This is a genomic window from Zhihengliuella sp., from assembly GCF_031178195.1.
GTDB lineage: Bacteria > Actinomycetota > Actinomycetes > Actinomycetales > Micrococcaceae > Zhihengliuella.
This window is the reverse complement of the sequence record NZ_JAPSJL010000004.1, coordinates 97684-121332: the sequence shown is the minus strand read 5'-3', so window position 1 is coordinate 121332 and position 23649 is coordinate 97684. Positions and strand designations below refer to the sequence as shown.

Below are 23649 nucleotides of genomic sequence, written 5' to 3'. Positions count from 1 at the left end.
CTCCCGTGATCGCTAGGACGCGAAGGCGGTCGGCAGGTACTGGTCGACGTTCTCGCTGGTGACGACCGGGGCGTTCAGGACGATGCGCTTGGGCACCTCGACCTCCACCAGATCGCTCATCGCCTTGTCCTGGGCGATGAGGCGGGCGAGGCGGACTCCGTCGGCGGCCTGCGTCGACGGGTAGACGACCGTGGCCTCGAGGACGCTCTCCCCGCCCTTGATCAGCTCCATGGCGTTGGCCGAGCCCGCGCCGCCGACCATGAAGAACTCGTCGCGTCCGGCCGTGTCGATCGCGGACAGGACGCCGTGGCCCTGGTCGTCGTCGTGGTTCCAGATCGCGTCGATCTCGGGGGCCGCCGCGAGCAGCTGGGAGGCCGCCGCCTCGCCACCGGCGACCGTGAAGTCGGCGGCGACGCGGTTGTCGACGTCGAGCCCGCAGGTCTCGAGCGCGTCGGCGAAGCCCTCGCTGCGCTCCGTGGTCAGCGGCAGGGAGTCGACGCCGGCGATCTCGGCGACGACGGCATCCGGGTTGTCCCCGAGCCGCTCGCAGATGTAGTTGCCGGCGCTCTGACCCATGCCGTAGTTGTCGCCGAGGATCGTGGTGCGCGCCGCGGCCGGGCTCGAGAACTCGCGGTCGACGTTGACCACCGGGATGCCGGCCTCCATCGCCTTGGTGGCGACGGCCGTCAGTGCGGCGCCGTCTGTCGGCAGAAGGACGATGGCGTCGACGCCGTCGTTGATGAACTGCTCGACCTGGCTGATCTGAAGGTTGGCGTCGTTGGTGCCCTCGGCGACCCGGAGATCCACGTCGGGGAAGTTCTCGCCCTCGGCGATGGCCGCGGAGTTGATGGCGCCGAGCCAGCCGTGGTCGGCCGCAGGGCCGGAGAAGCCGATGACCACGGTCTCGCCCTCGGCGGCGTTGCCGTCGACCGTCGCGTTGGTCGGCTGCGCGCTGTCGCCGCCGGCCGCCGACGAGCAACCGGTGACGAGCGCCCCGACGGCCAGGAGGGCGCCGGTGGTGACGAGCATTTTCCGTCCCGTTCGAACTGCAAGCATGTGTCTCTCCTCAGTGAATTGGTGCGTCTACGCCAGATTCGAGCCCGGTGTCCACGAGGCCGACGAGTGCGTGACTGCTGTCACAATAACAGAACTTCGGGGGAAATCGACGCCCTTGTACCGATTGCCGACATAATGTGTTAGGTTCACCACATGTTGGAAGACGAACAGCAACGCCCACTGCTCGAAGTCCGGGGGATCTCCAAGCGTTTCGCCGCCGTCCAGGCCCTCAAGGGCGTGGACCTCGACGTGCGCGCCGGGGAGGTCCACTGCGTGATGGGCCAGAACGGCGCCGGCAAGTCCACGCTCATCAAGACGCTCTCCGGGGTGCACCAGCCCGACGAGGGCGAGATCTTCTGGGAGGGCGAGAAGGTCGAGCTCCACAGCCCCACCGCGGCGCTGGACCTCGGCATCGCCACCATGTACCAGGAGCTCGACGTCGTCGACGGGCTGACCGTCGCGGAGAACATCTTCCTGGGGCACGAGCGCGCGACCCGGGGCGTGCTCCACGTGAAGCAGGCGAACGCAACGGCCCGCACCCTCCTCGAGCGGCTCGGGCACGGCAGCCTGTCGCCGTCGCGGGAGGTGGGCTCCCTCTCGGCCGCCAACAAGCAGATCGTCAGCATGGCCCGCGCCCTCTCGCGCGACACGAAGCTGATCATCATGGACGAGCCGAGCGCCATCCTGGACGCCGGCGAGGTCGAGAACCTCTTCCGCGTGGTCCGGGAGCTCACGGCGCAGGGCATCGCCGTCGTCTACATCTCCCACCGGCTCGAGGAGATCCGGCAGATCGGCGACCGCATCTCCGTCATCAAGGACGGACGGAGCACGGCCAACGGGCTGCACGTCACCGAGACGCCCAAGGCCGAGCTGATCCGGCTCATGACCGGGCGCGAGGTCGCCAACGTGTTCCCCGAGCGGACGCCCGTCCCGGCCGACGCCCCCGTGGTGCTCGACGTCGACGGCCTCGAGCTCGAGGGCCACTTCGAGAAGCTCAGCTTCACGGTCCGGGCCGGGGAGATCCTCGGATTCGCCGGGCTGGTCGGCTCGCAGCGCTCCGAGATCATGGAGACCATCTACGGTGCCCGGAAGGCCACGTCCGGGCGGGTGTCCGTGAACGGGAAGGCCCTGACGCCCGGCTCGGTCACCGCGGCGGTCGACGCCGGCATCGGCCTCTCCCCGGAGGAGCGCAAGAGCCAGGGCCTCATCCTCGACGAGCCGATCTACAGGAACGTGAGCCTGTCGACGTTCGAGCGCTTCGCCAAGGCCGGCCTGCTCGACGAGCGGGCCGAGCGCCAGGCGGCACGCGAGCAGATCGACGCGCTGGAGCTGCGGCCGGCCGACCCCGACCGCCCCGCGCGCACCCTCTCCGGCGGCAACCAGCAGAAGATCCTCCTCGCCCGCTGGCTGGTCCACGGGACCTCGGTCCTCCTGCTCGACGAGCCGACCCGCGGCGTGGACGTCGGCGCCCGCGCGGAGATCTACACGCTCATCCGCCGCCTCGCGGCGGCCGGCACCGCCATCGTCGTCATCTCCAGCGAGATCGAGGAAGTCCTCGGCCTCGCGGACAACGTCCTCGTCATCGACGACGGCAATGTCCTCACCCAGACCACAGCAAGCGATATCGACGAGCACGGTGTGCTCGACCTCGTCATGAAGGGAAGTGCCGCGTGAGCGAGCAGAAGACCCCGGTGGCCGAGAAGCCCTCGGTCCAGACCCCCGCGCCGAGCGCCTCCGGCGGCAGCGCCGTGCAGAGGCTCTTCCACGGCTCCGCCGCCCGCAGCGTCGGGCTCGTCATCGCCCTGGCGGCCATCTTCGCCATCGGCATCGTCACCACCGGCGACCGGTTCCTCTCGGGCGACAACATGCTCGTCATCCTCCGGCACGCGTCGATCATCGGCGTGATCAGCATCGGCGTCACGTTCGTCATCACCGCCGGCGGCATCGACCTCTCCGTCGGCTCCGTCATGGGCCTGACCACCGTGGTCGCCAGCCTGGCGAGCGTCCAGATGGCGGCGAGCCAGTCGAGCTGGCTGCTCATGGTGGTCGTCGCCCTGGCCGTCGGCGCGCTCGCTGGCCTCATCAACGGTGTGATCATCGCCTACGGCAACGTGGTGGCCTTCATCGCCACGCTCGCCATGCTGGTGGGGGCCCGCGGCCTCGCCGAGATCGTCTCCGGCCGCCGGACGCTCCTGGTCACCAACACGGACTTCACCGGCGTGCTCCGCGCCGACGTCCTCGGCATCCCGGTGCTCGTGTGGATCTTCGCGCTCGTGGCCGCCGCCGGCTGGTTCCTCCTGAACCGCACCACCTTCGGCCGCCGCACCGTCGCCATCGGTGGCAACCTCGAGGCGTCCCGGCTGGCCGGCATCAAGGTCAAGCGTCACCTCGTCGCTCTCTACGTCCTGGCCGGGGTCACGGCCGCCATCGCGGGCCTCATGATGATGGGCCGCACCACGTCGGGCACGTCCACGCACGGCCTGCTCTACGAGCTCGACGCGATCGCCATCGTCGTGGTCGGCGGCACCCTGCTGGCCGGCGGTCGCGGCACCATCGTCGGCACCATCCTGGGCGTGCTGATCTTCAGCACCCTGACCAACGTGTTCACGCAGAACAACATGGACACCTCGGTCCAGGCGCTGATCAAGGGCGCCATCATCGTCCTCGCGGTCCTGCTGCAGCAGCGGTTCGCGGTCCGCAAGGAGCGCAAGGCCAAGGCGAAACCCGTCAGGGCGTAGGCCGACCGATGGACTTCGCCGCGGACGTGACCGCCGACCGAGGCCACGACGTCGCTGTCGGTCCCCGCCCGTGCCCCGGTGGGGACGGACAGCGCGGGCTGGGCCTGGTGGAGGAGGAGCTGGCGCGGTTCTTCGCCGACGCGAAGCTGCGCGCGGCCTCCATCGGACCGCCGTACCTGCGGCTCTGGGAGGCCCTCGAGCGGGCGGCCGACGGCGGCGGCCGTGCCCGGCCGCGGCTGGTCCTGCTCGCCTACCACCACCTCGGCGGCGGGGACGAGCGGGCGGCGGCCCTGCTCGCCGCCTCCTACGAGCTCCTCCACACGGCGCTGCTCGTCCACGACGACGTCATCGATCGCGACCTCGTCCGCCGGGGCGTCCCCAACGTCTCCGGCCGGTACCGGGGCCGCGCACTGCGCGCCGGCGCCGACCCCGCGGCCGCGGACCACGCCGGCGCCTCGGCCGGCCTCCTGGCCGGTGACCTCGCCCTGGCGGGGGCATACCGCCTCCTGCGCCGGATCGAGGCGACCCGGGACGTCGAGGACCGCCTCCACGACATCCTGGACGACGCCCTGTTCTCGTCCGTCGGCGGCGAGGTCTACGACGTCGAGCTCAGCCACGCGTCGGCGACGCCGTCCGTGGAGGACCTCGCCAAGACGGCGCACCGCAAGACCTCCGTCTACTCCTTCGAGGCGCCCCTGCGCGCCGGCGTCGTCCTGGCGGGGGCACCGGCCCGCACCACGGACGCGCTGCAGCGCTTCGGGCGCGATGCCGGCATCGCCTACCAGCTGGTCGACGACGTCCTCGGCGTCTTCGGCGACCCGGCCAGCACCGGCAAGGCGGGCTGCAGCGACCTCCGCGAGGGCAAACGCACCGTGCTCCTGGCCTACGCGGCCTCCCGCCCCGAGTGGGCCGGCGTCGCCCATCTGGTGGGGAGCCCCGGCCTGGGCCCGGCCGACGCCGCGCGCATCCGCCGCCTCCTGACCGAGTGCGGTGCCCGGGACTACGCCGTCGACCTCGCCGCCGGGCACGCCGAACGCGCCCTCGCCGCCCTGGAGTCCGACTGCGTCCCCGCGCCCCTGCGGGATCGGCTCCGCGACCTGCTGCTCGCCGTCGTCTCCCGCGTCCGTCCCCGCTGACGGCCGCCGCGGCCCGGGGGCCCCGGATCCTTGCGGCTACGATGGAACGACCAGCACGGGGAGACCGGCCAGAAAGGACCTATCCGGGTGCAAGAGCGAGCGTCGGAGCGGGTCGCGCCCCCCTCCCCCACCGGGCCCCGCCTGGGCAGCAACCGGGACTCCACCCGCCAGCACAACCTCGCGGCCGTCCTGGGCCTGGTCCACTCCACCTCCGGACTGTCCCGGGCGCAGCTCACCCGGGCCACCGGCCTGAACCGCTCGACCATCGCGGCGCTCGTCGGCGAGCTCGTCCAGCTCGGCCTGGTGGTGGAGAGCGATCTCGACCAGACGCAGCAGCACGGCCGGCCCAGCATCATGATCGAGCCGAGCCCCGACGCGCTCGTCCTGGCGATCAACCCGGACGTCGACGCGGTGAGCGTCGCGCTCGTGGGCCTCGGCGGGCGGATCGTCAGCCCCGTCCGCTTCCACACGTCCAACCCGCCGTCGGCTGCCGAGGTCGTGAACATCGTCTCCGCCGTCTACACGGGCATGCGCACCTCCCTGCCGCCCGGGCGCCGGGTCCTCGGCGCCGGCCTCGCGGTGCCGGGGCTGGTGGACCCCGCCGACGGCTCGGTCATCGAGGCACCGCAGCTCGACTGGCGCGGGGAGCCGCTCTCCGCCCGGCTGGCCGAGGCGCTGGGACTGCCGGTCAGCGCCGCGAACGACGCCGTCGTCGGCGCCCGCGCGCAGGCGGCCTTCGGGGCCGGCCGCGACGTCCCCGACTTCGCGTACGTCTTCGGCGGCGGCAGCGGCATCGGCGGCGGTCTGGTCAGCGGCGGACGCCTGCTCCGCGGCGCCACCGGCTTCGCGGGCCAGCTCGGCCACACTCTGGTCCGCACCGACGGCGCGGAGTGCTCCTGCGGCTCCCGCGGCTGCCTCGAGGCGGAGGTCACCCGCGTCGCGCTGCTGGAGGCCGCCGGCCTGCCCTCGGGCGAGGTGGAGGACCTCGAGGAGGTCGTCCTCGAGCGGCTGCGCTCCGGCGGGGCCGGGACCGGACCGCTCCGCGACGTCGTCGAGCGACAGGCGGCGCTGCTCGGCGTGGGCCTGCGCAGCGTCGTCAACCACCTCAACCCGTCGATGATCGTCCTCGGCGGGTTCCTGCGGATCCTCGCCCGGGCCGTCCCCGGCGTGCTCGACGACGCGCTGCGCGCCGGCGGCGGCCGGGGCCCCCGCGAGAACGTGGCGATCGAGCTGGCGCCGCTCGGCGCCGACTCGATCCTGGTCGGCGCCGCGGAACTGGCCTTCGAGCCGCTCCTCGCCGATCCGGCCGGCTACGCAGCGGGCCCCGCCCCAGCCTGAGCTGGTGCGGGGCCCGCAGCATGCTGATCGTCCGCCCGGAAGATCCCGGGCCGATCCCTCAGGGCATCAGTCCTGGTACAGCACCACCTCGGCGGTGCCGGTCAGCGGCGCGGAGGTCTCGTCGCCGAGGTCCGTGTAGCTCGCGTTGAAGACGGCCGAGAGATCGTCGACGGCCGGATCGTGGCCCTCGGGGACGGTGGTCGTCAGCGTGCCGGTGCAGCCCGACGTCGTGGTCTGCGGGTGGCCGTGCGTGTGGTGGCCGAGGATGTAGGTGACCTCGACCCGCGCGCAGTCGACCGGCTGGTCGTCCGTCACGACGACCTCGTAGCTCACGGTGTCGCCGAACTGGAAGTCCTGGCCCTCGACCGGACTGATGAACTCGACCACCGGCGCCTGGTTGCCGACCTCGATCGCGACCTCGGCCGAGGAGTGACGGCCGCGGTCCTTGCCGCCGAGGTCCGTGACCTTCAGGCTCGCGGTGTAGGTGCCGACCGCCTCGTAGGTGAACGTCGGGTTCGCCTCCTTGGAGTCCACGACGCCGTCGGAGTCGAAGTCCCAGGCGTACTTCAGCTTGTCGCCGTCGGCGTCCGCGGTGCCCTCGCTGGAGAACTCCACGGTCAGCGGCGCGGCCCCCACCGTGGGGGTGCCGGAGGCGACGGCCACGGGGCTGTGGTTGCCCCCGGTGCCGATGTAGTCGATGCGCGAGAGCTGGGCGTCCTCGTTCTCGCCGAAGTAGCCGTCGCCGTACTCGAGGACGTACAGGGCGCCGTTCGGGCCGAACTCCATGTCGATCGGGTTGTCCGTCACCACGGAGTCGACGACGCTCTCGATGGAGGCGAGCTCGCCGTCCTCCAGGCTGAAGCCCTTGATGTAGTCGCGGGTCCACTCGTAGAAGAGCGGCTTGTCCGCGTAGTACTCGGGCCAGGCGACGGAGGCGTTGCCCCGGGTGGCCTTCGCGTCGAAGTCGTAGGCCGGTCCGGCCATGGGGCCGATGCCGCCGGTCTCCAGCTCCGGGAACTCGGAGGACTGGCCGTAGGAGTACCAGACCTCGGGCTGGTCCACCGGGGGGAGCTCGGTCAGGCCGGTGTTGTTCGGCGACTCGTTCACGGGTGCCGCACAGTCGAAGGGCTCACCGGCGGTGTCGGTCGCGAAGTCGTAGTCGTTGTACGGCAGCTCGGCGGTGGCGCAGTACGGCCAGCCGTAGTTCGCCGGCTCCGTGGTCACGGCCCACTTGCCCGTGCCGGCCGGGCCGCGGTCGGGGTTCGCGGACCGCGCGTCCGGGGAGTAGTCGGCGATGTAGAGCTCGCCGCTGCTCTGGTTCAGTTCGATCCGGAAGGGGTTGCGCAGGCCCATGACGAAGATCTCGGGGCGGGTCTGCTCCGTACCCGGTGCGAAGAGGTTGCCCTCCGGGATGGTGTAGCCGCCGCCGTCCTTGGGCGTGATGCGCAGGACCTTGCCGCGCAGGTCGTTGGTGTTGGCGGACGTGCGCTGGGCGTCGAACGCCGGGTTGCTGTCCGGGCGCTCGTCGATCGGGGTGTAGCCGCCGGAGACGAACGGGTTCGTGTCGTCGCCGGTGGAGAGGTAGAGGTTGCCGTCGGCGTCGAACACGATGTCGCCGCCGACGTGGCAGCACAGGCCGCGGTCGACCGGCACGTCGATGATCTCCTGCTCGGTCGAGAGGTCGATCGTGGTGCCGTCGAACTGGAAGCGCGAGAGGGTGAGGTGGCCCGCGAACGGGGCGAAGTCCTCGGCGGTGCCCGTGGTCGGCGCGTCGCCCTCGTTGACGTCGGTGGTCGCCGGGTCGTCGACCGGCGTGTCCAGCGGCGGGGAGTAGTACAGGTAGACCCAGTTGTTGCCCTTCGCCCCGAACTCTGGGTCCAGGGCGATACTCTGCAGGCCCTCCTCGTCGTGCTCGTAGACGTCTAGCGTCGCGGCCAGCGTGTTCAGGCCGGTCTCCGCGTCGTTCAGCCAGACCTCGCCGTCGCGGGTGGTGTGCAGCACGTCGTTGTTGGGCAGAACGGCCAGGTCGACGGGTTCGCCCGGGCCGTCGTTGAGGGTCACCTTCTGGAAGGCGGAGTCCGGCGGGGCCGTCTCGGCCGTGCCGGCGCCGGGCTGGGCCTGGGCGGGCACGACGGCGAAGGTGCTGGCGACCAGGGCCGCCATCGCCAGGCCGGCGCCCGTCCGGACCGCGCGTCGCCTGGTGGAGCCCGCGGCATCGGTGCGATGCCGGCGGGACTCTGCTTTCCCTTGTCTCTTGACTGTCATCGTTCGCTTCCTTCTCGTCGTCGAGGACCCGGTCTCGCCGGGTTCGGGGCCACTCGTCACGCTAGTGGGGCAGCTCACAAATTACTAGTGGTTTCACAGAACAAACTCGGTTTGTGACCAGAGGGCCACCCGCCGCCCGTCGCCCAAAGGCGCGACTTTGAGGGCGCGTGCATCGCAGGAACACGCCCACTCCATATGTTGTTTCAATCGCGTAAACGGCTCGACCGACACGCACTCAGAGGTGCGCGCCGGTCCTGCCGGAGTAGTCCAGGAGCCCCTGGGTCTCGAGGACGAGCCCCTTCACGGCCGCCGCCGGGACCTGGCGCCCGGCCTCGACGAGCCCCGCGACCGAGGCGGGGATGCGGTGGTCGGAGGCGAGGATCAGCGGCGTGCCCTCGGCGGAGTCGGGCAGCCGGCCGTGGGTGCCCCGCACGTGCGAGGGGTCGAGCGGCACAGTGCTCATGGCGTAGCGGAGCCCGGCCTTCTTCTTGACCAGGTTCAGCCCGGCCTTGGCCTTGGCGAGCCGGTCCGCGGGATCGAAGAACAGCTCGGCCGGGTCGTAGCCCGGCTTGCGGTGGATGTCGACGCCGCGGGCGTACTCGGGCGCGGCGTCGTCGTCGAGCCAGAAGTAGTAGGTGAACCAGGCGCCGGGCTCGGCCACCACCACCAGCTCACCCGAGCGCTCGTGGTCCAGCCCGTACCGGGCCTGCGCCTCACGGTCCAGGACCTCGTCCACGCCGTCGACCGATCGCAGGAGCGCGGCCACCCGGTCCACGTCCGCCGGGTCCGCAACGTACACGTGGGCCACCTGGTGGTCCGCGACCGCGAACGCGCGCGAGGTCCACGGGTCCAGCTGCTCCCGCCCGTCCTGGACGTAGACCTCCAGCAGCCCCTCGCTCCGCAGGACCCGGTTGACGTCCACGGGCCTCCGGGCGTCCTCGATGCCGTACTCCGCGACGGCGACGACGGCGTAGCCGCGGGCCTCCGCCTCGTCGAGCAGCGGCGTCAGCGCGGCGTCGAGCTCCGCGGCGGCCTGCGTCGCCTGCGGCGAGCGGGGACCGAATCGCTGCAGGTCGTAGTCCAGGTGCGGCACGTAGGCCATGAGCAGGTCGGGGGCCTGCGTCCGCAGGACGTGCCGGGTGGACTCGGCGATCCACCGGCTGGAACGGATGGCCGCGGTGGGGCCCCAGTACTGGAAGAGCGGGAACTCGCCGAAGTGCCCCACCAGCTCGTCGTGCAGCTCGGGCGGGCGCATGTAGGCGTCCGGGGACTTGCGGCCGTCCGCGTGGTAGATCGGCCGCGGCGTGACGGTCAGGTCGGTAGTCATGCCCATCGCGTACCACCAGCAGAGGTTGGCGGAGCGGTAGGAGGGGTCCTGGCTCCGGGCGGCCTCCCAGAGCTTCTCGCCGCCGACCAGCCGGTTGTGCTGCCGCCAGAGGAAGACCTCGCCCAGGTCCCGGAAGTACCAGCCGTTGCCGACGATCCCGTGCTGCGCCGGGGACAGCCCGGTGAGCATCGTGGACTGCACCGAGCACGTCACCGCCGGCAGGACGGTCGCCATCTCGGCGGACCAGCCCTGGGCGGCGACCCGGGACAGCCGCGGCATCGAGGTCAGGGCGCGGGCGGTCAGCCCGACGACGTTGAGCAGCAGTACGGGTTTCACGGATCTCCTCCGGGGTCGGCGGTCGAGCGGGTCGGCGGGCGAGCGGGTCGGCGGGCGGGTCAGAGAGCGGTACGGGCGGGTGCGGGGGCGAGCAGATGGGACTGCGCCCACTCCAGCTCCGCCGCGACGCCGTCGACGAGTCCGACGGCGGCACCGGGCAGGACGCCCCAGGTGTAGGTCTCGACGTCGAGGTGGACGTCGTCGGCGTAGGGCAGCCGGTCCACAGCCGCGACGGTGCGGCGCAGCACGTCGGCGGTGGTCTCCAGCGGGTCCGCCGGCACGTGGTGCAGCGGGATGTGGAAGTGCACCCGCCACGGTCCCGCCCCGGGGAGGTCGGCGAGCGCCGCGTCCAGGTCGTCGGCGGCGAGGACGCCGGACGCGCCGGACTCCCGTACCTGGTGCAGGTAGCGGGGCTCCACGAACCGCTCGAGCGCGGACCGGGCGTCCGGGTCGCGCGGGTCGGCCACGTGCAGCGCGGCCGAGGCCTGCACCTTGACGATCCGCAGTCCGGCGGCGTCGATCTCCGCGACGGCCTCCGCGGGGTCGGCGAAGGAGACGGCCAGGTGGCAGGCATCCACGCAGAGCCCCACGAATTCGGGGTCGATCCCGCGGTCCACGCGGGCGCCGAGCCAGCCGACAACGTCGGACACCGTGTCCAGCACGCACCCGGGCTCGGGCTCGACCGCCACGCGGACGGTCCGCCCGGTGCGCTCGCGCAGGGCGCGCAGCCCCGCGGACAGCTCGGCGAACGCGGCGGTGGCCGCGGCGTCGTCGTCCTCGGTCCACGGCTCCCGCCACGCCAGCGGAACGGTGGAGATGGACCCGGCGGCGCCCGCGGGCAGCAGCGCGGCGGTGGCCGCGGCGCAGTCCAGCGTGTACTCGAGTCGGGACCGCTCGGCCCACGTGGGCCGATAGACGGCGTGCTTGACGACGTCGTCGTGGAAGCCGCCGTAGGGGAACGCGTTGACCGTGGCCAGGACCAGTCCCTCCTCCTCCAGCACGCCGCGGAGCACGGCCCGGTCCTCGGGGCTGCCGGCGAGCCGGGCGGCGAGGCCGGCGGGGAGCCAGAGCCCGACGCCGAGCGTCTCCCGCCCCGCGGCGCGGCGGATCGGCCCGGCGTACTCGCGGAGCTGGCGGACCACGCCGTCGAGATCCTCGGCGGGGTGGACGTTGGTGCAGTAGGACAGGAGCATCAGACGCGCGCCCCGCGCAGGACGGAGTTTCCCTCGAAGCCGGCGGCCGGGTCCGGGTGGCCGGCGGCGTCGAAGCCGGGGATCGGGTCGAGGATCAGCTGGCCGCTCTGCCCGTAGAACTCCACCGGGTTCCGCCAGAGCACCTGGTCGACGTCGTCGTCGGAGAAGCCGGCGGCCAGCATGGCGTCGGCGGTGCGCCGGGTCTTCAGCGGGTCGGAGCGGCCCCAGTCGGCCGCGGAGTTCACGAGGATCCGCTCGGTCCCGTACTGCTGCAGCAGGGCGACCATGCGGTCCTCGTCCATCTTGGTGTCCGGGTAGATGGAGAAGCCCATCCAGGCGCCGGCGTCCTTGACGATCCCGATGTTGGTCTCGTTGAGGTGGTCCACCAGGACGGTCTCCGGGGCGATGCCGGACTCGCGGACGACGTCGAGGGTCCGGTGGGTGCCGGCGAGCTTCTCGCGGTGCGGGGTGTGGACCATGACGGGCAGCTCGTACTCGCGCGCCAGCTCGAGCTGGCGGCTGAACGCCGTGTCCTCGGCGGGGGTCATGGAGTCGTAGCCGATCTCGCCGACGGCGACCACGCCCTCCTTGACCAGGTAGCGCGGCAGCTCGTCGAGCACCGGGACGCAGCGCGGGTCATTGGCCTCCTTGGGGTTCAGGGCGATGGTCGCGTGGTGGCGGATGCCGAACTGCGCGGCCCGGAAGCGCTCCCAGCCCAGCAGGGCGTCGAAGTAGTCGATGAACGAGCCGACGCTGGTGCGCGGCTGGCCCAGCCAGAACGCGGGCTCCACGAGGGCGCGGACGCCGGCGGCGTACATGGCCTCGTAGTCGCCCGTGGTGCGGCTGGTCATGTGGATGTGCGGGTCGAAGATGCGCATGGTGGTCCTTCCTAGGACGACGTCGTACGGGCGGCGGGGCGGGCGTCGGCCCGCCGGATCAGGTCCAGGTCCGCGGGGACGGGGCGGCCGGCCGCGCGGCGCTCGGCCGCGAAATCCTCCGCCATCCGCGCGAGCTCGGCGTCCGCCCGGTCGCGGAGGCCGGCGACGGCCTCGAGCCCGACGCCCATGAAGACGAGCTTGAGGACCGCGTGCCGCCAGGCGTGCTGGTCCAGGTGGGCGGCGGCGAAGGGTCCGACGGCCGCGGCGACCAGGCTCGTCTCGTTGGTGCGCAGTGCGTCCGCGGTGACGGCGAGCCCGGCGTCGACGACGGCGTCGTCCAGCGTCCGGCCTGCCCCGGCGAGTGCGCCGAGGCCGCGGAGGACGCCGCGCCGCTCGGCCGAGTCGCCGCGGGTGTAGAGCTCCTGCAGCGCCGCGGAGAGGTCCGCGGGCGCCAGGGTGTCGCCGAGGCGGAGGATCAGCTCGGCCCGGGCGCGGTCGTCCGCCGTGCCGTGGAGGACCCCGGCGGGGTCGACGTCGGGGTCCAGGGGCGAGCGGCCGACCTTCCGCCCCGCGGACGCGAAGACCCGCGCCAGCACGGACGGGTCGGCGGAGATGGCCGCGGCGCTCTCGCCCACCCACTGGGCGCAACGGCGCTGCGGGGCACCGTCGGCCCAGGCGGTGCGGAGCGCGGCCAGGCTGCGCTCGGCCAGGCCCGGCGCGTCGAACGAGTGCCGGGGCAGCTCGACGGCGGCCACACCCCGGAAGTCGAGCTCCGCGAGCGTGGCGAGCGCCAGCGGGAGGTCCACGACGCCCTCGCCGAAGGGCAGGTGCTCGTGGGCATGGGGGCGCATGTCGTCCAGTTGGACGTTGGCCAGCAGATCCCCGGCCTGCAGCAGCGCCCCGCGGACCCCGCCCGGCTCCACCACCACGCAGTGGCCGATGTCCACGGTCAGGCGCAGGCAGTCGGGGTCGCCGAGGGCCGCGCGCAGGCGCAGGGCGTCGGCGACGGTCTCCACGAGCATGCCCGGCTCGGGCTCGAGGGAGAGGACCACGCCGCTGGCGCGCGCGTGCTCGACGACGGCGGGCAGGCGGCGGGTCAGCCGCTCCCAGCCGGCCCCGGCGGAGACGCCCTCGGGGAGGACGCCCGAGAAGAAGGAGACGCACTCGGCGTCGAGGGCGCGGGCGACGTCCACGGCGCGGCGAAGGAAGTCGACGCGCGCGTCGGCGTGCTCGTCCACGAGCGTCGGGCGGTGCTTGCGCCGGGGGTCGAGCAGGAACCGGGTGCCGGTCTCGACCACCACGCGGAGGCCGAGCTCGTCGAGCCGTGACCGCAGATCCCGCAGCCGGGCGTCGAGGTCGTCGGCGAAGGGGTCCAGGTGCGGGTGGCCGAGGGTCAGCGCCACGGCGTCGTACCCCTGCTCGGCCAGCAGCTCCAGCGCCACCGGGAGCGAGTGGTCGGTGAACCCGTTGGTCCCGTACCCGAGGGCGAAGGGGAGGCCGGTCCCGCCCGCCCAGGCGTCGTCGGCACCCGTGCGGGTGGCCGCGGCGGTGGTTCCCCCGTTGATCGTCTCGGTGCTCACGACTCGCTCATCTCCCTCTCGGTGCCGCGGGCGGAACGCGCGCGGAGGACCTTCCCCAACACGTCGACGGCGGCGATCGCCAGCCCGGCCGCGGTGCTGCCGTGGCGGAACGCGAGGGCCGCCTGGAGCGGCACCATCGCGCGGATACCGCGTTTCGTCGCCTCGAGGGCGTTCCGCGCGGCGGGGTCCAGCGCCGCCTCCACCTGCGCGGGTGCGCAGCGAGCGGCGTAGGCCCCCACGGCCGCCAGGACCGGGAGCCCGCCCCGCCAGGAGCGAGGCGCTCCGGCCAGGACCGACGCCGAGACCAGGGCGGTCGCGGCCGCGGCGCCGGCCGCCGTCGTCGTGCTGGTGCCGTTGACCTCGCCGCGGGACAGGGCCGTGACGGCCACGGTGTGGCCCCCCAGGGCCGCCGCCGCGGGCAACGCGCGGCGGAGGTCTGCGGTGCCGGCGCCCATGAGGACGTCGAGGGCCCGGCAGGCGCCCATCGTCAGGACCGCGGGGACGGGGTGCCGCTTGGCCGCGAGGTCGTAGGACCAGATCGCCGCGGCGAGCGGCGCACCCACCGCGAGCGACCGGCGGCCGCCGCCGACGACGCTCAGCGCGAGGCCGAGCACGGTCAGAGCGGCCGCCGCGCCCAGGGCCCGCTCGGGGCTGATGCGGCCGGAGGGGATGGGCCGCTCGGGTCGCTCGACGGCGTCGATGCCGCGATCGGCGTAGTCGTTCAGGGCCATGCCCCCGGCGTACAGGCAGGCGCTCGCCAGCGGCAGCGCGAGCCGGCGGCCGCCGACCGGGTGCCCGGCGGCCGCGCCGCCGGCCAGGGTGTCCCCGAGGACCGTGAGGACCGCGGGGGCGCGCACGAGCTCGAAGTAGGCGCGCAGCGTGCCCGCGGAGGCGCCGCTCACGGATGGGCTCCGCCGCCGGCGCCGGCAGCGACCCGGGCGCTGGCGGCCTCCGCCCACTCGGCGAGGAGGCGGGTCTGCTCGGCGAACGAGTGCTCGTCGCTGCCCCACGGATCCTTGAAGAAGAAGCCGAGCGGCGCGATATGGCCGCGCTCCCCCGCCGCGTCGGCGAGGGCCAGGAGCCGGGCGAGGTCCAGGAGCATGGGCGCGGCGAGCATGGAGTCGAACGCGGTCCAGGTGGTCTGGAGGGAGAGCCGGGAGCCGAGGAAGCCCTCCACGTTGATGTGGTCCCAGGCGACCTTGGTCTCGCCGAGGTCCTGGACGTTGTCAATGTGCAGGGGCGTCGCGGCGCCGCCGGTCAGCTGCTGCAGGCCGCGGTTCTTGGACTGCAGCTTTCCGGCCACGGCCTGCGGGTCGGCGAGGGTGGCCCCGTCGCCCCCGCCGAGGAGGTTCGCGCCGGCCCAGGACAGGACGCGCAGCCCGCGCGCGGCGAAGGCCGGGGCGAGGACGGAGCGAAGCCAGGTCTGGCCGGTCTTGCCGTCCTGCCCGGCGGTCGGGAGGCCCCGCTCCTCGGCGAGCTGGCGCAGGGCGGGGATGCCGAGGGCGGTCGACGGGGTGAAGCAGGCGTACGGCGCCCCGGCCAGGATGGCGGCGTAGGCGCCGATCGAACTCGGCGGGAGGACCCGCCGCGTCGGGTCCTCGAGTGCCTCGAGGAGCAGCGCCGGGTCGGCGAACTCGGGCAGGTCCTCGATGGGTGGCTCCGTGGAGGCGACGTCGATGACGACCACGCGGTCGAGGCCGTGCGCCTCGCGGAACGCGGTGATGTCCCGGGCGAGCCGGCGCGCGGCATCCGCCTGGGAGCCCGTCGCGGCCGCGGGTTCCTCCGCCGTCCCCGGGGCTGCGGGGTAGTAGCCCGGGCGGACGCGCGCGTCCGCCTCGTCCAGCTCCTCGCGGACCGACTCCACCAGGCGCAGCGGCAGCATGCCCGCCTCCACCAGGAGCTCCGCGCGTTTGGCGACGGAGACCTCGCTGATGTCGTGCCCGCCGACGACGAGGTCGCCGAAGGCGGGCAGCGGCAGCGCGCCGAGCAGTCCCTGCTCCGTGACGCACCCGGTGGCAGGGGCCAGCCCGCCGGCGATCGCCGCGAGGCCCGCCGTGGCGGTCGTCGCCACGGAGCCCCTCGCGCCGATGAGCCAGAGGCCGGTCCGCCCCGGCGCCAGCGCGCTTCCGGGCGCGGCCCCTCCGGGCCTCTCTTCGGCTGTGATGCCCACGTGGTTCTTCCTTTCGCGGTGGGTGGAGCCCTGCAGAGGAACAGGGGTCGGTGCGTGATGCGGGTCAGTACGTGTAGCAGGTCAGGAAGTCGAAGCTGTCCTGTGCGAACTCTGCGGTGGCGGGCGCCCAGTCCCGTTCGACGACGTAGTACTTGACCTTGCCCTGGGCCGCGTCGAGGATCGGCGCCCAGTCGAGCTCGCCCTCCCCGACATCGGTCGGAGTCGCGCGCTCGTCGCCGTTGAGGAATCCGTCCTTCACGTGGAGGAGCTCGATGCGGTCACCGTGTTCCTCGATCAGCTGCGCGACGTCGATGCCGGCGTCCGCGGCCCAGAGGACGTCCAGCTGGAACGTGACGTAGCGCGGGTCGGTGTTCTCGACGAGCAGTTCCCACGCGCTCTTGGTCTCGCCCGTGCCGGGGTCGACGTACTGGGTGGTGAACTCGCTCTGGTGGTTGTGCACGAAGATCTTGCCGGTGCCGGACTTCTTCGACCGCTCGCCGAGGCGGTCAAGCGCCTCGGCCGTGGCGAGCGTGTCCTCGAGGCTCCCGATCCCCGGGGAGGCCGACCCGCCCGAGCCCATGTACTTCTGCCCGATCGTCTTGGCGAAGGCGATCGTCTCGTCGAAGCGCTCCTCGTCGGTGCTGCCGTGCGAGGTCGGCGCCTTCAGCTCGTACTGGTCCAGGAGAGCACTGAACTCCTCGGCCGTGCGGGCCTCGTAGGTGCCGCCGAATGGCTCCACGTTCCGATACCCGATCTCGGCCAGCTCGGCGAGAACGGCCTCCGTGCCGACCTCGCGGGTCCAGCCGAAGTAGCTGAACATCTGGATCGAGATCTTGCTGGCCGGGATGCCGCGGCCAGGGCACTGCGCGGCCGCGTCGCCGGCGGGTGCCGCGGGCGCGGCTGCTGCTGGCTGACCCGCGAGAGCGGCACCGGCCACCAGGGCGAGCGAGGCGAGAGTCGCCAGCCGGCGGCCTGCCGGCCGGCGTGCGGACCCGGTGCTGGGGTTGGCGTGGTGCATCAAGACTTCCTCCTCGAAGTACGTCCCTGCTGGGCTGGGGCCGCATCGGACGGCACCCGGCGTGAACGGTCCACCGGAGAACCCACGAGGGAACGAGACGTTGATCACAGAACGTAGCACGAGTAATGACGGCCAACAACGAATCTCCGGCATGCGGCGATATATTCGCGCCCGGAGCGTCGCATGATTACAGCGAATTGAAACGATGAGCCCGCCGGCGAGGAGCATCCTTGTGATTCAATCGGCCCCTGCCGACGCCCTCGACACCGGTGCTCCTGAACGTCAACCAAAGCCACGGGTGTTTCGTCGATTCCTGTGCTGTAATGAGTCGGTGAGTGACATAAGCAATTTCAGCGGCCTCGGCGGCGCAGGTGCCAGCGAACTCTTCCAGCTCCTCCGCGACGGACGGCCCCGGACCCGGACAGAACTGGCCGAGCAGATGGGCCTGGCCCGGTCCACCGTGACCCTCCGGATCGAGGCCCTCATGGAACTGGGCCTCGTGGGCTTCGTCGACGAGGCCGTCTCCACGGGCGGCCGACCCTCCTCCCGGATCGCACTCCGGGCCGGCAGCAAGGCGGTCCTCGGCGTGGACATCGGAGCCTCCCACCTGCGCGTCGCCCTGACGGACCTCGCCGGCCACCGCCTCCGCGAGGCCGGCAGGACGCTGGAGGTCAGCCAGGGACCCGAGGTCGTGCTGAAGGCCGTCGTGGAGTTGTGCAATGAACTGATGGAGGAGTCCGACCGCGCGACCGACGACCTGCTCGCCATCGGCGTCGGGGTCCCCGGACCCGTCGAGCACCGGACGGGCCGGCCCATCAACCCGCCGATCATGCCCGGCTGGAACGGCTTCGACGTGCCGGGATTCCTGCAGGACCACTTCCACGTCCCCGTCCTCGTGGACAACGACGTCAACATCATGGCGCTCGGCGAGCGCAACGTGGCCTGGCCCGACGTCGACAACCTGCTCTTCGTCAAGATCGCCACGGGCATCGGTGCGGGCATCGTCTCCAGCGGCATGCTGCAGCGCGGAGCCGACGGCGTCGCCGGCGACATCGGGCACATCCGGGTGCACAGCGGCAACGGGGTCCCCTGCCACTGCGGGAATCAGGACTGCCTCGAGGCCGTGGCGTCGGGCCCGGCGGTCGCCACCAAGCTGCGCGCTCTCGGCCTCGACGCCCAGACCGGCGAGGACGTGGTCCGGCTCGTGGGCGCCGGGAACACCGACGCCGTGCACGCCGTCCGCCAGGCCGGGCGCGACGTCGGCGAGGTCCTCTCCGCCTGCGTCAGCCTGATCAACCCCTCGGTGATCGTGGTGGGCGGCTCGATGACGCTCACCGGGGAGCACTTCATCGCCGGGATCCGGGAGATGGTCTACTCACGCACCATTCCGCTGGCGACCCAGCACCTGCGCATCGTCCAGTCCGGCTCCGGCCTCGACGCGGGCGTCCTGGGTGCGAGCATGCTGGCCATCCATCACGCCATGTCCCCGCAGCGGATCGACGAGATGGTCAACGGCCTCTCCGGGGCGACGAAGTAACCGACGGCCTTTCGAGGATCGCCGACGAGTTTTGCTTGACAGACAACAAAAGCCGCAAATAGTGTAACGGTGGTCACATCATCCGGACGCCGGAGCTCTCCCGAGCCGGGCGTTCTCCAGAATTGCCAGGAAGGCAACCACCATGTGCTTCGGATTCAACGCCCCCGCCGCCCTCAACAAGTCGCTCGAGCAGAAGGGCGTCGACCGGCGCGGCTTCCTGCGCGGTGCCGCTGCCCTCGGCCTCGGTGCCGGCCTCGCGACGGTCGGAGGCGCTGCGGCCTTCGCCGCCCCCGGTGGCGCGGGTCGGCCCGTGCCCCCGGGATTGATCAGCATCCAGCTCTATACGCTCCGCTCGATCATGCGGGGCGAGGGAGTGGACGCCACGCTCGCCAGCCTGGCGGAGTACGGCTACCAGAAGGTCGAGCTGGCCGGGCTGTACGGCCGCACCGCCGAGAGCCTGCGGGCGACCCTCGACTCGCTGGGCATCCGCCCGTCGTCGAGCCATGAGGGCATCAGCCGGGACTCCGCGGCGCTGGAGACGAAGATCGCCAACGCCCTCACCCTCGGCCAGACGCACATCAACGTCCCGTGGCTGAACTCGGGCAACGCGGACGACTGGCGGCAGTGGGCGGACCAGATGAACGCCGAGGCCGCCGTCGCACAGGCAGCCGGCCTCAAGTACGGCTACCACAACCACGCGCACGAGTTCACGACGGACCTCGGCGGCGGCGTCACGCCGTGGGACATCTTCACGGAGCGCCTGGACCCGAAGCTCGTGCACTTCGAGATCGACCTCTTCTGGGCGGTCACGGGCGGCGTCGGCGTCGGTGCGGCCGACCCGGTGCAGTTCGCGATCGACACCATCCTCCAGGCACCCCAGAAGGTGCTGCAGTACCACGTGAAGGACCGCGACGCCGCGGGCGACTTCGCGGACCTGGGTACCGGCACCATCGACTTCGCCCGGATCTTCGCGGCCCACCGGCCCAAGGAGTTCATCGTGGAGAACGACCAGCCGGACGTCACCCCGCTGCAGACCGCGGAGGTCGGAATCGACTACCTCCGGAACCTGCGCTTCTAGGACCTCTCGAGACGCCGAACGCCGGGCGTGCTCCTCATCACGAGGAGCACGCCCGGCGTCTTCATGGTTCCGGCGACGCGGCACGGCCGCGCAGGGCCGAGTCGGCCGCTAATGGGCGCTTTTAATGAGCTTCATCGTGAGCCGCGAGTCGATGTGGCGCACTCCAGGGAGTTTCGTCATCTTCTCGGTCTGGAACCGTTCGTACTCGTTGCCGTCGGCGACATCGACTCGGATGATGTAGTCCGGGACTCCGTAGACGCGTCGTACCTCCGTGACTTCCTCGAGCGCTGCGACGGCCGTCTCGAAGTCCTCTACCGTCTGCCGGTCCGTCATGGTGATCTCGACGTTCATGACCACGCTGAAGCCGCGACCGACGGCCTTCGGGTCGATGACCGCTCGGTAACCGGCGATCACTCCCTCAGCTTCGAGTCGCTGGACCCGCCGCAAGCAGGGCGCAGGCGTGAGCCCCACCCGTCGGGCGAGCTCCAGGTTGGTCAACCGGCCGTCTTGACTCAATTGGAATAAAATTTCTCGATCAAGCTCATCCAGTGCGCGTTTGTTGTTCATAAGGTCCTGTCTCAGCAGTATCTGGCAATCATATTCCGCGCTTATTTTCATATCATTGTCCTATGCGCTCCGAATGTTCGCCACCCAAATTAGCTGGACGGCCGCCCGCGCCGCGCGGGGAGGTCACTTCCGCGATCCGCCTCTGCCTCCCCGCCGTCCTCGGGCTCATGCCGATGGGCGTGGCGTTCGGCGTCGCCGTCGCACAGTCCCCGCTGGCGTGGTGGTGGGCGCCGGTGTTCTCGACAGTCATCTTCGCGGGCTCGCTGGAATTCATTCTGCTCGGCCTGGTCCTGGCGGTGGCGCCGCTGGCGACCGTCGCGCTCGCCGCGGTCCTCGTGAACTTCCGGCACGTGTTCTACGCTCTGACGTTTCCCATGCACAGAGTCCATGGGGTCGGCGCGAAGCTCTACAGCACGTTCACGCTGACGGATTCGGCGTGGGCGCTGACCGCGTCTCCCGAGGCGCAGAGCTGGTCCCGTCGCCGCATTCTGGCCGTTCAGGCTAGCTTCCAGGTGGCCTGGGCGGGGAGCGTAACGGCCGGAGCCCTGGGCGGGACGTTGATCCCCAGCAGCGTTGTGGGCCTGGACTTCGCGCTCACGGCATTCTTCCTCGTCCTGTGCATCGACATGTGCCGCGCCCGCCGGACCGTCGGTTTCCCACTTGTCGCTCTCGGATGTGCGGTCGCCGCCGGCTCCCTCCTGGGCGATGCGATGCTCGTCGGCGGGATGCTCCTGTACGTTGCCCTCCTGCTGGCCCACTACTACTTCATCCGGAAAGCCCAGCCAGATGCCTGAAACCCCCTACATTCTCGCCGCGATCCTGATCAGTTCCGGCATCACCTGGGCCCTGCGGGCACTGCCGTTCGCCTTCCTGGGCCCCATGCGCCGCAGCGCATTGCTTCCATATTTGAACGACTACATGCCCCCGGGCGTCATCGCGATCCTTGTCCTGTACACGGTGCGCGAGACCCCTATCGCTCTCACCAGCACCACAGTCGCGGTGACAGCGGGGCTGATCGCCACCACCGGACTCCACCTCTGGAGGCGCAACGCGACGTTGAGCGTGCTCGGCGGTACCGCGGTCCACGTCCTGATCGCATCGTTGTTGCCCCACTGAGGCGTCGTGATAGACGACGACCTAACCATCAAAAGTGACCCCCATGGGCCAGTCAGAGTAGGGGCGTCCAAGTACCCTCAGGCAACCTCAGCACGATGACGTCAGTTCACTACGGCCGCGCGTGTGAACGAAGCCTGGCCGTAGAATTCTGTCTACCGCCACAACAACACGTCGGCGGCGGGGAAGGCGGACCATGTGGTGGGCCAAACGCAGGTGACCGAAACCATTGAAAGAATGCCATGGATGACCGGCCGTCGAATCAAGTGAACCGCTTCGCGCTGCAACTCGACGACAGCGGCTCCTACGACTTCGTGATCGACGGCGTCAGACTTCGCGGGCAAATCTACGGTCCTGATGATGCGACTGGCGCTGACGTAACCCTGTTGAGCGTTCAGCATGCCCTGACCCGGGGCGAGGAGCAGACCCGTCAGCTACTCAAGGAATTGCCAGGGGAATTCATTCCGATCGAGTGTGGCTCTACTTCTGCCCTGCCTGTGGCGACGAAGACTGCGGCGGGTCCAACGTTGCCATCGACTTCCACGCTGACTGTGTCGTGTGGCACGACTTTGCCCATGATCTGGGCCCCGAAGTGGGAAGGATCCAAGGGTGGACCTTGGACACGGACGACATCATCGAAGGGTTGGGCCCGTATACGTTCGACCGCAACGAGTACACCACCGCCCTCCGCGAGCTACTTCGACAGCTGCAGGACGAGCACCGCGCCGAGCAGACCCGGCTGGCCCGACTGGCGGAGGAACTCGGGAACCGGGCGGGCCTCTGGGCGACGTGGCGCGGTCGACAAGGACGGCACCGCGCTATCGACGAATAGGCGCTGGGTGCACCCGGCAACTCCTACAACGGCTGCCGCGCGCCGGCTGCGACGCGGCGCCTACTACTCCGCGGCGGCGAGCTGACCGCAGGCGCCGTCGATCTCCTTGCCGCGGGTGTCGCGCAGGGTGGTGGGCACGCCGGCGTCGTTCAGGATGTCCAGGAACTCCTGCATGACCTCCGGCTCCGACGATGTCCAGATGGACCCGGGCGTCGGGTTCAGCGGGATCGGGTTCACGTGCACCCAGCCGCGGCCGCGCGCGTTGAGCTTCTTCGCCAGCAGGGCGGCGCGCCAGGGGTGGTCGTTCATGTCCTTGATCAGCGCGTACTCGATCGAGACGCGGCGCCCGGTCTTCCGGTAGTAGTTGTACGCGGCGTCGATCGCCTCGTCCGCCTTCCAGCGGGAGTTGACCGGGATGAGATCGTCGCGCAGCTCGTCGTCCGGCGCGTGCAGGGACAGCGCGAACGTGATCGGGATGTCCTCGTCGGCGAGCTTGTTGATCGCCGGCACCAGTCCGACCGTGGAGACGGTGATGCCACGGGCGCTCATGCCCAGGCCCTCGGGCGCCTCGTCGATCATGCGGTGCACGGCGCTCATGACGCGCTTGTAGTTGGCCAGCGGCTCGCCCATGCCCATGAAGACGATGTTGGTGACGCGCTCGGCGTCGTGCACCCCGTCGCGGCCGCTGCCCTTGAGCCCGCCCTCGGCGATCACGCGGTTGGCCTGGACAATCTGGTCCAGGATCTCCGCGGCGGACATGTTGCGGGTGAGGCCGTTCTGGCCCGTGGCGCAGAACGGGCAGTTCATGCCGCAGCCGCACTGACTGGACACGCACAGGGTCACGCGCCCCGGGTAGCGCATCAGCACGGACTCGACCAGCGAGCCGTCGAACAGGCGCCAGAGGAACTTGATGGTGTCGCCGTTGTCCGTGACCAGGCGCTTCACCTCGGTCAGAAGGGTCGGGAACATGGCCTCGGCCAGCTCCTCGCGCTGCGCCGCCGGGAGGTCCGTCATCTTCGCCGGGTCCGTGGTGAAGTGCTGGAAGTAGTGCACGGAGAGCTGCTTGGCGCGGAAGCCCTGCAGGCCCATTCCCTTGAGCTTCTCCTGCCGCTCGGCCAGCGTCAGGTCGGCCAGGTGCACGGGCGGCTGGGAGACGCGCGGCTTCTGGGCGAACTGCAGCTGCGGGCGCCCGTCGGGACCCATTGGCTGCTTCCACCCCTCGGGGGTGGGGCGGACCTGCGGACGGGCGCGGTTGGGTCCGGCCGTGGAGGGGGTTTGAGAAGTCATCCTTCTCATTGTCCCACGCATCCTTAGCACATCCCACGTGTTCTCCCCGACATCCAGTGCGACGCCGTGGTAGGCGTGTCACCACGCTTGGACGAGGCTTGTTCACCGCCACGGCTGCAGGGCCCCCTTTCAGTGTCCGGGCAGTTCAGGGAGACGGCCCGACAAGTCATGTCAGTCTTATGCAATGCGACTCAGTGCGA

At 71.2% G+C, this 23649-nt stretch carries 20 protein-coding genes and 1 pseudogene; 9 read left to right on the top strand and 12 right to left on the bottom strand.

The genetic code is table 11. From position 1 onward, the window contains the following. Nucleotides 1-12: 12 nt before the first annotated feature. Nucleotides 13-1056, bottom strand: a complete 1044-nt coding sequence (locus RIN46_RS07890; protein WP_309081579.1) for a substrate-binding domain-containing protein — start codon at nucleotides 1054-1056, stop codon at nucleotides 13-15. A 153-nt stretch (nucleotides 1057-1209) separates the two neighbouring features. Here RIN46_RS07890 and RIN46_RS07885 point away from each other — a divergent pair, with 153 nt between their 5' ends. From RIN46_RS07885 to RIN46_RS07870, 4 genes are all read left to right on the top strand, one after another. Further along, nucleotides 1210-2730, top strand: a complete 1521-nt coding sequence (locus tag RIN46_RS07885; RefSeq protein WP_309081578.1) for a sugar ABC transporter ATP-binding protein — start codon at nucleotides 1210-1212, stop codon at nucleotides 2728-2730. Beyond that, nucleotides 2727-3794, top strand: a complete 1068-nt coding sequence (locus RIN46_RS07880) for an ABC transporter permease (RefSeq protein ID WP_375141878.1) — start codon at nucleotides 2727-2729, stop codon at nucleotides 3792-3794. The genes RIN46_RS07885 and RIN46_RS07880 overlap by 4 nt, the downstream gene beginning before the upstream one ends. An 8-nt stretch (nucleotides 3795-3802) precedes the next feature. Continuing rightward, on the top strand, nucleotides 3803-4930 hold the full coding sequence (locus RIN46_RS07875; protein ID WP_309081577.1) for a polyprenyl synthetase family protein: 1128 nt from the start codon (nucleotides 3803-3805) through the stop codon (nucleotides 4928-4930). Between the two features lie 87 nt (nucleotides 4931-5017). Next, a complete protein-coding gene (locus tag RIN46_RS07870) occupies nucleotides 5018-6268 on the top strand; it encodes an ROK family transcriptional regulator (RefSeq protein ID WP_309081576.1) in 1251 nt (416 codons plus the stop codon). A 66-nt stretch (nucleotides 6269-6334) separates the two neighbouring features. Here the strand turns inward: RIN46_RS07870 and RIN46_RS07865 are convergent, their stop codons facing one another. The 8 genes from RIN46_RS07865 to RIN46_RS07830 form a co-directional block, all read right to left on the bottom strand. Continuing rightward, nucleotides 6335-8533, bottom strand: coding sequence for a PQQ-dependent sugar dehydrogenase (locus RIN46_RS07865; protein WP_309081575.1), 2199 nt, complete (start codon nucleotides 8531-8533; stop codon nucleotides 6335-6337). A gap of 235 nt (nucleotides 8534-8768) precedes the next feature. Further along, nucleotides 8769-10196: an alkaline phosphatase family protein gene (locus RIN46_RS07860; RefSeq protein ID WP_309081574.1), complete on the bottom strand. Its 1428-nt coding sequence runs from the start codon at nucleotides 10194-10196 to the stop codon at nucleotides 8769-8771. Between the two features lie 59 nt (nucleotides 10197-10255). Next, complete coding sequence (eboE, locus tag RIN46_RS07855; protein ID WP_309081573.1) at nucleotides 10256-11389, bottom strand: metabolite traffic protein EboE; 1134 nt, start codon at nucleotides 11387-11389, stop codon at nucleotides 10256-10258. Then, a complete protein-coding gene (locus tag RIN46_RS07850; RefSeq protein ID WP_309081572.1) occupies nucleotides 11389-12267 on the bottom strand; it encodes a TatD family hydrolase in 879 nt (292 codons plus the stop codon). The genes eboE and RIN46_RS07850 overlap by 1 nt, the downstream gene beginning before the upstream one ends. 11 nt (nucleotides 12268-12278) lie before the next feature. Further along, nucleotides 12279-13847 (bottom strand): EboA domain-containing protein, encoded by a 1569-nt coding sequence (locus tag RIN46_RS07845; protein WP_309081571.1) that lies wholly within the window; start codon nucleotides 13845-13847, stop codon nucleotides 12279-12281. Then, entirely contained in the window at nucleotides 13844-14749 is a 906-nt protein-coding gene (locus RIN46_RS07840) for an SCO3242 family prenyltransferase (RefSeq protein WP_309081570.1), read from the bottom strand. Before RIN46_RS07840 ends, RIN46_RS07845 begins: the two co-directional genes overlap by 4 nt. Continuing rightward, nucleotides 14746-16017 (bottom strand): inositol-3-phosphate synthase, encoded by a 1272-nt coding sequence (locus RIN46_RS07835; RefSeq protein WP_309081569.1) that lies wholly within the window; start codon nucleotides 16015-16017, stop codon nucleotides 14746-14748. The genes RIN46_RS07840 and RIN46_RS07835 overlap by 4 nt, the downstream gene beginning before the upstream one ends. Nucleotides 16018-16081: 64 nt before the next feature. Beyond that, nucleotides 16082-17035, bottom strand: a complete 954-nt coding sequence (locus RIN46_RS07830; protein ID WP_309081568.1) for a sugar phosphate isomerase/epimerase — start codon at nucleotides 17033-17035, stop codon at nucleotides 16082-16084. A 331-nt stretch (nucleotides 17036-17366) separates the two neighbouring features. Between RIN46_RS07830 and RIN46_RS07825 the strand changes: the two genes are divergently transcribed. Both RIN46_RS07825 and RIN46_RS07820 read left to right on the top strand, forming a co-directional pair. Continuing rightward, a complete protein-coding gene (locus RIN46_RS07825) occupies nucleotides 17367-18572 on the top strand; it encodes an ROK family transcriptional regulator (protein WP_309081567.1) in 1206 nt (401 codons plus the stop codon). Between the two features lie 142 nt (nucleotides 18573-18714). Further along, complete coding sequence (locus RIN46_RS07820) at nucleotides 18715-19650, top strand: sugar phosphate isomerase/epimerase (protein WP_309081566.1); 936 nt, start codon at nucleotides 18715-18717, stop codon at nucleotides 19648-19650. Between the two features lie 108 nt (nucleotides 19651-19758). Here RIN46_RS07820 and RIN46_RS07815 read toward each other — a convergent pair whose 3' ends face one another. Both RIN46_RS07815 and RIN46_RS07810 read right to left on the bottom strand, forming a co-directional pair. Continuing rightward, nucleotides 19759-20064 carry an Lrp/AsnC family transcriptional regulator gene (locus RIN46_RS07815; RefSeq protein ID WP_309081678.1) on the bottom strand — a complete coding sequence of 102 codons (306 nt, stop codon included), beginning with the start codon at nucleotides 20062-20064 and terminating at the stop codon, nucleotides 19759-19761. A 6-nt stretch (nucleotides 20065-20070) separates the two neighbouring features. Continuing rightward, nucleotides 20071-20217 (bottom strand): annotated as a pseudogene (locus RIN46_RS07810) (Lrp/AsnC family transcriptional regulator); the annotation flags it as partial. A gap of 62 nt (nucleotides 20218-20279) precedes the next feature. On the opposite strand from RIN46_RS07810, the gene RIN46_RS07805 reads away from it, so the two are divergent. The 3 genes from RIN46_RS07805 to RIN46_RS07795 all read left to right on the top strand — a co-directional run bounded on the left by RIN46_RS07805 (nucleotide 20280) and on the right by RIN46_RS07795 (nucleotide 22162). Continuing rightward, the gene (locus RIN46_RS07805; RefSeq protein WP_375141877.1) at nucleotides 20280-21011 is read left to right on the top strand and encodes an AzlC family ABC transporter permease; all 732 of its coding nucleotides are present in this window, start codon (nucleotides 20280-20282) and stop codon (nucleotides 21009-21011) included. Next, nucleotides 21004-21333 (top strand): AzlD domain-containing protein, encoded by a 330-nt coding sequence (locus RIN46_RS07800; protein WP_309081565.1) that lies wholly within the window; start codon nucleotides 21004-21006, stop codon nucleotides 21331-21333. Before RIN46_RS07805 ends, RIN46_RS07800 begins: the two co-directional genes overlap by 8 nt. A gap of 613 nt (nucleotides 21334-21946) precedes the next feature. Next, nucleotides 21947-22162: a hypothetical protein gene (locus RIN46_RS07795; protein ID WP_309081564.1), complete on the top strand. Its 216-nt coding sequence runs from the start codon at nucleotides 21947-21949 to the stop codon at nucleotides 22160-22162. Nucleotides 22163-22225: 63 nt separating this feature from the next. Here RIN46_RS07795 and rlmN read toward each other — a convergent pair whose 3' ends face one another. Then, nucleotides 22226-23449: a 23S rRNA (adenine(2503)-C(2))-methyltransferase RlmN gene (gene rlmN, locus RIN46_RS07790; RefSeq protein WP_309081563.1), complete on the bottom strand. Its 1224-nt coding sequence runs from the start codon at nucleotides 23447-23449 to the stop codon at nucleotides 22226-22228. Between the last annotated feature and the right edge of the window lie 200 nt (nucleotides 23450-23649).